This is a genomic window from Vibrio sp. V19_P1S1T109, assembly GCF_002241375.1.
GTDB classification, from domain to species: domain Bacteria; phylum Pseudomonadota; class Gammaproteobacteria; order Enterobacterales; family Vibrionaceae; genus Vibrio; species Vibrio anguillarum.
In genome coordinates this window covers 1-9,131 of record NZ_NDIM01000323.1, presented here as the reverse complement: position 1 = coordinate 9,131, position 9,131 = coordinate 1, and the positions used below count along the sequence as shown (strand labels likewise).

The window sequence follows — 9,131 nt, the reverse complement described above, 5'->3', positions numbered from 1 at the left end:
GTAATGGGTTGCACTGCTTATTCTATCTGCGAAATCGACACTTTTCTCTTTTCAAGCTCACAGAGTTTTATCTTCTTCTGGTTCAAATTTAATCATTAAGTTTCTTATACATTAGTCTAATGTGTCGACAATTTTATTGATTATCGATGGTTTTATGGTCTATTTTAACAATAAGTTTTAATGATTGTTAACACATATGAGTGTGTGAGTGCTTTGCGTCTCAGCATGAATCCAACCTGTGAGCGATAACAAGATGAATAGTGCACTAACACTAAACAGTACTGATACAAAATCACACGCTGTTGAACGAGAAAAAGAGAACACCAAATCGGAAAACCTTACGGAGTATCTGATTGAGGCGATTGTTGAGGGGCGTATAGCACCGGGCAGCAAGATTTCAGAACCCGAACTCGCCAAACGTTTTCAAGTCAGCCGTGGGCCACTGCGTGAAGCGATAATGCGTGTGGAAGGCTTGGGGTTGATCGAACGTGTTTCACATGTGGGCGCGCGAGTTATTGAGTTGTCACCCGGTAAGTTGGTAGAGCTTTATGCAGTACGCGAAGCGCTAGAGGGTATGGCGGCAAGGTTAGCGGCGCGCAACATTTCGCCCTCTGAATTACAAGGGCTAGAGGCGTTATTGTCGACACATTCGAATCATATTGAGCAAGTCGAAGGGGCTTCCTATTTTCATCAATACGGTGATTTTGACTTTCATTACCGCATCATCAAAGCCAGCCGTAATCATAAATTAGTGACTTTATTGTGTGATGAGCTCTATCACTTACTGCGCATGTATCGTTATCAATCGCCACGCTCACATTCACGCCCGAAGGAGGCGTTGGATGAGCACAAATACATTCTACAAGCGATCAAAAACGGCGATGAAGAACTGGCTGAGATGTTGATGCGACGCCATATTTCGGGCAGTCGAATCTTGATTGAACAGCAGATAGTAAAAGAGTAAGCCACAGGGCGGCGGGTAGAAAATAATCATGCCTGCAATGAAGCAAACCAAGAACCACGCACAGAGCGGCCTTGAATAAGGGCGATAACCAAGCGACTGATTAGGAGAATCTCATGAGCTTAAGTCAGGGGGCGAAATTTAGACTCGCTGTTCAACAAAATGATCCACTGCAGATTGTCGGCACGATCAATCCCTATTGCGCAATGATGGCCAAACGTTTAGGCCACCAAGCCATTTATCTGTCGGGTGGTGGCATCGCTAACGCTTCGTATGGTTTGCCCGATTTAGGTATCACCACATTAAATGATGTGCTGGTGGATGTTGAGCGCATCACCAATGCGTGTGATTTGCCTTTGTTGGTGGATATTGATACCGGTTTTGGCGGCGCATTTAGCATTGCTCGCACTATCAAAGCGATGGAGAAAGCGGGCGCTGCTGCCGTACATATGGAAGATCAAGTTGCGCAGAAACGCTGCGGGCATCGCCCTAATAAAGCGATCGTCAGCCAGCAAGAGATGGTTGACCGCGTAAAAGCCGCGGTAGATGCACGAGTGAACCCAGAGTTTGTGATCATGGCGCGCACCGATGCGTTAGCGGTGGAAGGCATTGATAGCGCCATTGAACGTGCCATTGCTTACGTGCAGGCCGGAGCCGATATGATTTTCCCCGAAGCGATGACCACTCTTGAGCAGTACGATCGTTTCTCCACCGCGCTAAGCGCAGCTTGTGGTAAGTCAGTGCCGATTTTAGCCAATATTACTGAGTTTGGGCAGACGCCGCTCTACCCATGTGCAGAACTTGCTCAAGTGAAAGTGGATATGGTGCTTTACCCATTGAGTGCGTTTCGTGCGATGAATAAAGCGGCTGAGAATGTCTATCGTCATTTATTAGAGCAGGGCAACCAACAAGCTTTGCTCGATAGCATGCAAACCCGTAGCGAGCTGTATGACTATCTCAATTACCACGATTACGAAGATAAGCTCGACGAGCTTTTTTCATCAAAGGAATAATAAAAACAAAGGAAAAGGAGTTCAACATGTCAAACGCACCACTGGGCGGCGCAGGTCTGCGCGGTCAAAGCGCGGGAGTCACCGCTTTATGTACTGTCGGAAAAACGGGGACGGGTCTAACTTATCGAGGTTATGACATCACCGATCTTGCCAACCATGCACAGTTTGAAGAGGTCGCTCATCTGTTATTGATTGGCCATTTACCTAATCAAAGTGAACTTGACCAGTACAAAACCCGCTTAATGGGATTACGAGGTTTACCGCAGCCGTTAAAAGCCGCGCTAGAGCTGCTGCCAGCCAGTACACATCCAATGGACGTAATGCGCACTGGCTGTTCAGTTTTAGGCAACCTTGAAACTGAGCACAGTTTTGCTGAGCAGTTGAGTGCGACCGAACGGATGTTGGCACTTTTCCCCGCTATTATCTGTTATTGGTATCGTTTCAGCCACCAAGGCATCCGGATTGAGACTGAAGATCAAAGCGAAGCATGCATTGGTGGCTACTTCTTAAAAATGCTGACAGGAAAAGCACCGAGCGAGCTGCACAAGCAGGTGATGCATTGCTCATTGATTCTGTACGCAGAGCACGAGTTTAATGCATCAACGTTTGCCGCGCGCGTCTGTGCATCTACGCTGTCAGATATTCACTCTTGCGTAACTGGGGCGATTGGCACACTGCGCGGCCCGTTGCATGGTGGAGCCAATGAAGCGGCGATGGCGATGATTGAACGCTGGCAAACACCGGACGAAGCTGAGGCCAATATTCTGCAAATGTTGGCTAATAAAGACAAAATAATGGGTTTTGGTCATGCCATTTATCGTGAAAGTGACCCGCGTAACGCATTGATCAAACGTTGGTCAAAAGCGTTATCTGAAGCGTCGGGCGACACGCATTTGTACGCGGTATCAGAACGTGTTGAAGCGGTGATGAAACGCGAGAAAGACCTATTTTGTAATGCGGATTTCTTCCACGCTTCGGCCTACCATTTTATGGGTATTCCTACGCCATTATTTACCCCTATTTTTGTGATGAGTCGATTAACTGGCTGGGCCGCTCATGTGTTTGAGCAGCGCGCTAATAACCGAATTATTCGCCCAAGTGCCGATTATGACGGTCCTGAACATCAAGAGTGGATACCAATAGAGCAGCGTTAATGGGATGGAATCAAACCATGCTCCTTTGGTGTATGGTTTGGTGGTAGGTAAAACCTAGCTCGCTAGACCTAGACAATGTTTCGAATAGACAGTTTTATGGGTGGAATTGATGAGTCATCAAACGATCAACAGCCAATACAAAAAAGTATTACCAGCGACCGCGCTGGAGTATTTTGATGCACGACAAGCGGTCAATGATATCCAAGCCGGAGCGTATGATCGGCTGCCTTATACCTCACGAATACTGGCGGAAAACTTAGTCCGCCGCTGTGAGCCGCACACATTGGTTGATTCGCTGAAACAGCTGATTGAGCGTAAGCGCGATCTCGACTTCCCGTGGTATCCGGCGCGTGTGGTGTGCCACGATATTTTAGGGCAAACCGCTTTAGTGGACTTGGCGGGGTTAAGAGACGCGATCGCTCAGCAAGGCGGTGATCCATCCAAAGTAAACCCTGTGGTGGAAACGCAACTGATTGTCGATCACTCACTCGCGGTTGAACATGCCGGCTTCGAAGCTGACGCGTTTGAAAAAAATCGTGCGATTGAAGATCGCCGCAATGAAGATCGCTTTCACTTTATCGAATGGTGCAAAACCGCCTTTGAAAATGTCAGCGTTATTCCGGCGGGTAATGGCATCATGCACCAGATTAACTTAGAAAAAATGTCGCCCGTCATCCAAGTGAAAAACGGCTTAGCATTTCCAGATACTTGTGTCGGTACTGACAGCCATACTCCTCATGTCGATTCATTAGGTGTGTTGGCGATTGGCGTCGGTGGGTTAGAAGCTGAAACAGTGATGTTAGGTCGGCCTTCGATGATGCGTCTGCCCGATATTGTCGGCGTTAAACTAACCGGTCAACGCCAAGCGGGGATCACCGCGACCGACATTGTGCTTGCCATTACGGAGTTCTTGCGAAATCAGCGCGTGGTGTCTTGTTATCTGGAGTTTTTCGGAGAAGGCGCTCGCGCATTGACGATTGGCGATCGCGCAACGCTTTCCAATATGACACCTGAATATGGTGCAACCGCAGGCATGTTCTATATTGATGAGCAAACCATCAACTATCTCAAACTCACGGGTCGAGACGCACAGCAAGTAGCCTTGGTTGAACAGTACGCTAAGCAAACCGGCTTATGGGCCGATGATTTGATTGAAGCGCAATACGAACGGGTACTGGAGTTTGATCTCTCAAGTGTGCAGCGTAATTTAGCCGGGCCTTCGAATCCTCATCGCCGCTTGCCGACAAGCGAACTGACCGAGCGCGGTATTGCGGGGGCGTGGCAAACCAAAGAAGGCGAATTACCTGATGGCGCAGTGATCATCGCCGCCATTACTTCGTGCACCAATACCAGTAATCCGCGCAATGTCGTGGCCGCCGCGTTGCTGGCGAAAAAGGCCAATCAATTGGGTTTGGTTCGCAAACCTTGGGTCAAAACCTCCTTTGCACCGGGCTCAAAAGTAGCCAAACTTTATTTAGAGGAAGCTGGCCTGCTGCCTGAACTAGAACAGCTCGGTTTTGGCATTGTCGCTTATGCATGCACTACCTGTAATGGTATGAGTGGCGCGCTTGATCCTATGATTGAGCAGCAAATCATTGAACGCGATCTCTATACGACGGCTGTGCTATCAGGTAACCGAAACTTTGATGGCCGCATCCATCCCTATGCGAAACAGGCTTTTCTTGCCTCTCCGCCATTGGTGGTGGCGTATGCACTTGCGGGTACGATTCGTTTTGATATTGAAAAAGACGCGTTGGGAATAGATGCGCAAGGCAAGCCTATTTACCTCAATGACTTATGGCCAACCGATGAAGAAATCGATGATGTGGTGGTGCGCCATGTTAAGCCCGAACAGTTCAAACAAATTTACATTCAGATGTTTAAATTAGATGAGCACATGGCCAAACAAAAGCCACTTTATGCTTGGCGCCCCATGAGCACTTATATCCGTCGTCCGCCTTATTGGGAAGGTGCGTTAGCGGGTGAACGTCGGTTGTCAGCCATGCGACCTTTGGCTATTTTAGGTGACAACATCACTACGGATCATTTATCGCCATCGAACGCAATTTTAGCGACCAGTGCCGCTGGGGAATATTTGCTCAAAATGGGCGTTCCGGAGCAAGATTTTAACTCCTATGCCACGCATCGTGGTGACCATCTGACCGCGCAACGTGCCACTTTTGCTAACCCCAAACTGTTCAATGAGATGGTGCAAGAGGAGGGCAAAGTAAAGCAAGGCTCGTTGGCGCGTATTGAACCTGAAGGCTTGGTTACCCGCATGTGGGAAGTGATAGAGACTTATATGGATCGTAAGCAGCCATTGATCATTATTGCTGGAGCCGATTATGGGCAAGGTTCGTCACGTGATTGGGCGGCGAAAGGTGTACGTTTGGCGGGAGTTGAAGCCATTGTTGCCGAGGGGTTTGAACGGATCCATCGCACGAATTTAGTCGGGATGGGTGTTCTGCCACTGCAATTTAAAACGGGAACAGACCGCCACACACTGCAACTCGATGGTACTGAGCTTTATGATGTGGTGGGAGATATTAAGCCGAGCGTCGACTTAAGCTTGGTGATCACTCGTACGCAAGGCGCAAATAAGGGCGAACAGCAGAAGGTTACGGTGACTTGTCGTTTAGACACGGCTGATGAAGTCAGTGTGTATCAGGCTGGTGGCGTATTGCAGCGTTTTGCGCAAGATTTTCTGGCTCAATGACGCTAAGGATAAAGGAGTATCACGTGAGTAACTCATTAAAAATTCCGGCGATGTATATGCGAGGCGGTACCAGTAAGGGCGTATTTTTTCGGCTTGAAGATTTACCCAAAGAGGCTCAGCAAGCGGGAGAGGCACGAGATCAACTGCTGTTGCGTGTCATTGGTAGCCCCGATCCTTATGGCAAACAAATTGATGGCATGGGCGGCGCAAGTTCTAGCACCAGCAAAGCCGTGATTCTCTCCAAAAGTGAGCAAGCCGATCACGATGTCGATTATCTATTCGGCCAAGTTTCGATAGACAAAGCGTTTGTAGACTGGAGCGGCAACTGCGGTAACCTTTCTGCGGCAGTAGGGCCATTTGCGATTCACAGCGGTTTTCTCGACCCAGAACAGATCCCTAATAACGGTGTAGTGACGGTTCGCGTTTGGCAAGCCAACATTGGCAAAACCATTCTTATTCATGTGCCAATTGAGCAGGGTGAAGTGCAAGAGTGTGGTGATTTCGAACTCGATGGGGTGACCTTTCCCGCCGCTGAAATTGCGGTTGATTTTCTCGATCCTGCCGATGATAGCGGTGTGATGTTCCCAACCGGAAATGTGCTCGACCAATTGCAAATCCCCGGCATGGGAACCTTGAATGCAACGCTCATTAATGCGGGCATTCCGACGATTTTTATCGATGCTCACGACATCGGTTATCAAGGTACTGAACTGCAAGAGGCGATCAACAATGATGATCATGCCTTGGCGATGTTTGAAGCAATTCGCGCTTATGGCGCTGTGAAAATGGGTTTGATTGAGCATATTGAACAAGCCCAACTGCGCCAACATACGCCTAAAGTAGCGTTTGTAGCAAAAGCGCAATCCTATTTGTCATCCAGTGGTAAAGCGGTATCGGCGAACGATGTCGATATTGTGGTGCGCGCGCTGTCTATGGGAAAACTGCATCATGCGATGATGGGAACGGCCGCCGTGGCCATCGCTTCAGCGGCCAGTGTCCCTGGAACGTTAGTGAATATGTTGGCGGGCGGTGGAGCAAAAGAATCGGTCACTTTTGGTCATCCATCCGGTACGCTGAAAGTGGGCGCTAAAGCCGTTTTACGAGAGGGTCATTGGGGAATAGAGAAAGCCAGTATGAGCCGTAGCGCGCGGGTGTTAATGGAAGGTTGGGTGCGAGTCCATCGTTAAGCCTCAAATCATGTTAAGGGAAATGTTATGTCGGCATATTTAAAGGAATATCAATGGGCTCAATCTGAACCTGAATCATTTTGGCAGGCTCAAGCTCGGCAGATTGAGTGGTTTGAGTTTCCCCAAACTATCTTACAAAAAGATGAGCATGGCATTGAACGCTGGTTTACCGATGGTGTACTCAATACCTGTTGGTTGGCGCTAGATTTCCATTGTGAACAGGGGCGAGGTGAGCAAACCGCGCTGATTTATGATTCCCCAGTGACCGGAAGAAAGCGTCAATATAGCTATACACAATTACGAGATCAGGTAGCGAAAGTAGCGGGAATGCTGGCAATGCAAGGTGTTGCTAAAGGCGATCGGGTGATCATTTATATGCCAATGATCCCGGAAGCAGTGATGGCGATGCTCGCTTGTGCACGGCTTGGCGCGATTCACTCTGTCGTTTTTGGCGGTTTTGCACCCAATGAATTAGCGGTGCGTATTGAAGATGCTGAACCGAAAGTGATCATGACGGCATCTTGCGGTATCGAAATCAATAAGATTTTACCCTACAAACCCTTAGTTGACCGTGCCATTTTAGACAGCAAATGGAAGCCGGAAAAAGTGGTGGTGTTACAACGCTCGGAGCATGTGGCTGACTTAAATAATGAGCGAGATCTAGAGTGGAATCGAGCCGTTAAAGAAGCGCCGCCGCATGATTGCGTGCCGGTTTTGGCGACCGATCCGCTTTATATTCTTTACACATCAGGTACAACAGGCAAACCCAAAGGGGTGGTGCGCGACAACGGTGGTCATGCAGTCGCGATGAAGTACTCCATGTCAACCATCTACAATATGCCTCAACAAGGTGTTTTTTGGGCTGCGTCGGACGTGGGGTGGGTAGTCGGTCACTCTTACATTGTTTATGCACCCTTGATTCACGGTTGCACCACTATTTTGTATGAAGGTAAACCGGTGCGCACACCCGATCCGGCTGCATTTTGGCGAGTGTGCCAAGAGTATAAGGTGGACGTACTTTTTTCTGCGCCTACCGCCTTTCGCGCCATCAAAAAAGAAGATCCCAATGGCGATCTACTCAAACATTATGATTTATCCACTTTAACCACTATTTTTATGGCCGGAGAACGTCTTGACCCGCCGACACTTGAATGGGTAGAACAGCACACTCAAAAGCCAGTAGTTGACCATTGGTGGCAAACCGAAACCGGTTGGGCGATTGCTGGAAATCCGATAGGGCTTGAGTCAATGCCAATTAAAGCGGGGTCAGCAACGAAACCGATTCCCGGTTATCAGGTCGAGATTCTCAATGAGCTAGGTGAAGTGATGCCCGCCAATCAACAAGGGTTTGTGGCGTTGAAACGCCCCTTACCACCAAGTTGTTTAGCGACGGTATGGCGTGATCACGAACGATTTGAGTCCGGTTACCTTGCTCAATTTGACGGTTACTATGTTTCTGGTGATGGTGGCTATTTGGATGAAGAAGGTTATCTCTTCATCATGGGGCGAATTGATGATGTGATAAACGTTGCAGGCCATCGTTTATCTACGGGGGAGATGGAAGAAATCGTCGGTGCTCATCCTGCGGTTGCCGAATGTGCTGTAGTTGGAGTGTATGACGAGCTTAAAGGGCAGTTGCCGCTAGGGTTGGTGGTGCTTAAAGATGGCGTTAAGGTGGATGAGCGCGACTTGGAACAAGAACTTGTTAACAAAGTGCGCAGTGAAATTGGTGCGGTAGCGTGCTTTAAGCATGCGTTAATTGTTGATCGTTTACCCAAAACGCGCTCTGGTAAAATTCTGCGTCGAGTCATTCGACAAATTGCCGATGGCGAAGAGTATGCAGTCCCTTCAACAATTGATGACCCAATGAGCTTGAGTGAGTTAGAAAAAGCGCTCCATCACTAGCGGCTACCCTATAGTTGACGATTAATCGAGGCGCCTCAGATGAATGAGGCGTTTTTATTGCCAATTTGCAATCCGCATTTTATTTGTTTCTCTTAGTTCATCTGTCTTAGTTCTAAGACGAGATTAGCGCTCAATCGACCAAAAACACTACGCATGAAGATATATTTTTTAATCACTATCTTATAGAATCACGGC

Annotated in this window: 6 protein-coding genes; all 6 read left to right on the top strand. The window is 48.4% G+C overall.

Annotated elements, in window-relative coordinates:
• Positions 1 to 253: 253 nt before the first annotated feature.
• The 6 genes from B9J87_RS15555 to B9J87_RS15530 all read left to right on the top strand — a co-directional run bounded on the left by B9J87_RS15555 (position 254) and on the right by B9J87_RS15530 (position 8,936).
• Positions 254 to 964 carry a GntR family transcriptional regulator gene (locus B9J87_RS15555; RefSeq protein WP_094151606.1) on the top strand — a complete coding sequence of 237 codons (711 nt, stop codon included), beginning with the start codon at positions 254 to 256 and terminating at the stop codon, positions 962 to 964.
• Between the two features lie 113 nt (positions 965 to 1,077).
• Positions 1,078 to 1,974 (top strand): methylisocitrate lyase, encoded by an 897-nt coding sequence (prpB, locus tag B9J87_RS15550; protein ID WP_094147060.1) that lies wholly within the window; start codon positions 1,078 to 1,080, stop codon positions 1,972 to 1,974.
• Between the two features lie 26 nt (positions 1,975 to 2,000).
• Positions 2,001 to 3,128, top strand: coding sequence for a bifunctional 2-methylcitrate synthase/citrate synthase (gene prpC, locus B9J87_RS15545; RefSeq protein ID WP_094151604.1), 1,128 nt, complete (start codon positions 2,001 to 2,003; stop codon positions 3,126 to 3,128).
• Between the two features lie 109 nt (positions 3,129 to 3,237).
• Positions 3,238 to 5,844 (top strand): Fe/S-dependent 2-methylisocitrate dehydratase AcnD, encoded by a 2,607-nt coding sequence (gene acnD, locus B9J87_RS15540; RefSeq protein WP_094151602.1) that lies wholly within the window; start codon positions 3,238 to 3,240, stop codon positions 5,842 to 5,844.
• Positions 5,841 to 7,031, top strand: coding sequence for a 2-methylaconitate cis-trans isomerase PrpF (gene prpF / locus B9J87_RS15535; protein WP_094132067.1), 1,191 nt, complete (start codon positions 5,841 to 5,843; stop codon positions 7,029 to 7,031). The genes acnD and prpF overlap by 4 nt, the downstream gene beginning before the upstream one ends.
• Before the next feature lie 27 nt (positions 7,032 to 7,058).
• Complete coding sequence (locus tag B9J87_RS15530; RefSeq protein WP_094125323.1) at positions 7,059 to 8,936, top strand: propionyl-CoA synthetase; 1,878 nt, start codon at positions 7,059 to 7,061, stop codon at positions 8,934 to 8,936.
• Positions 8,937 to 9,131 lie beyond the last annotated feature (195 nt).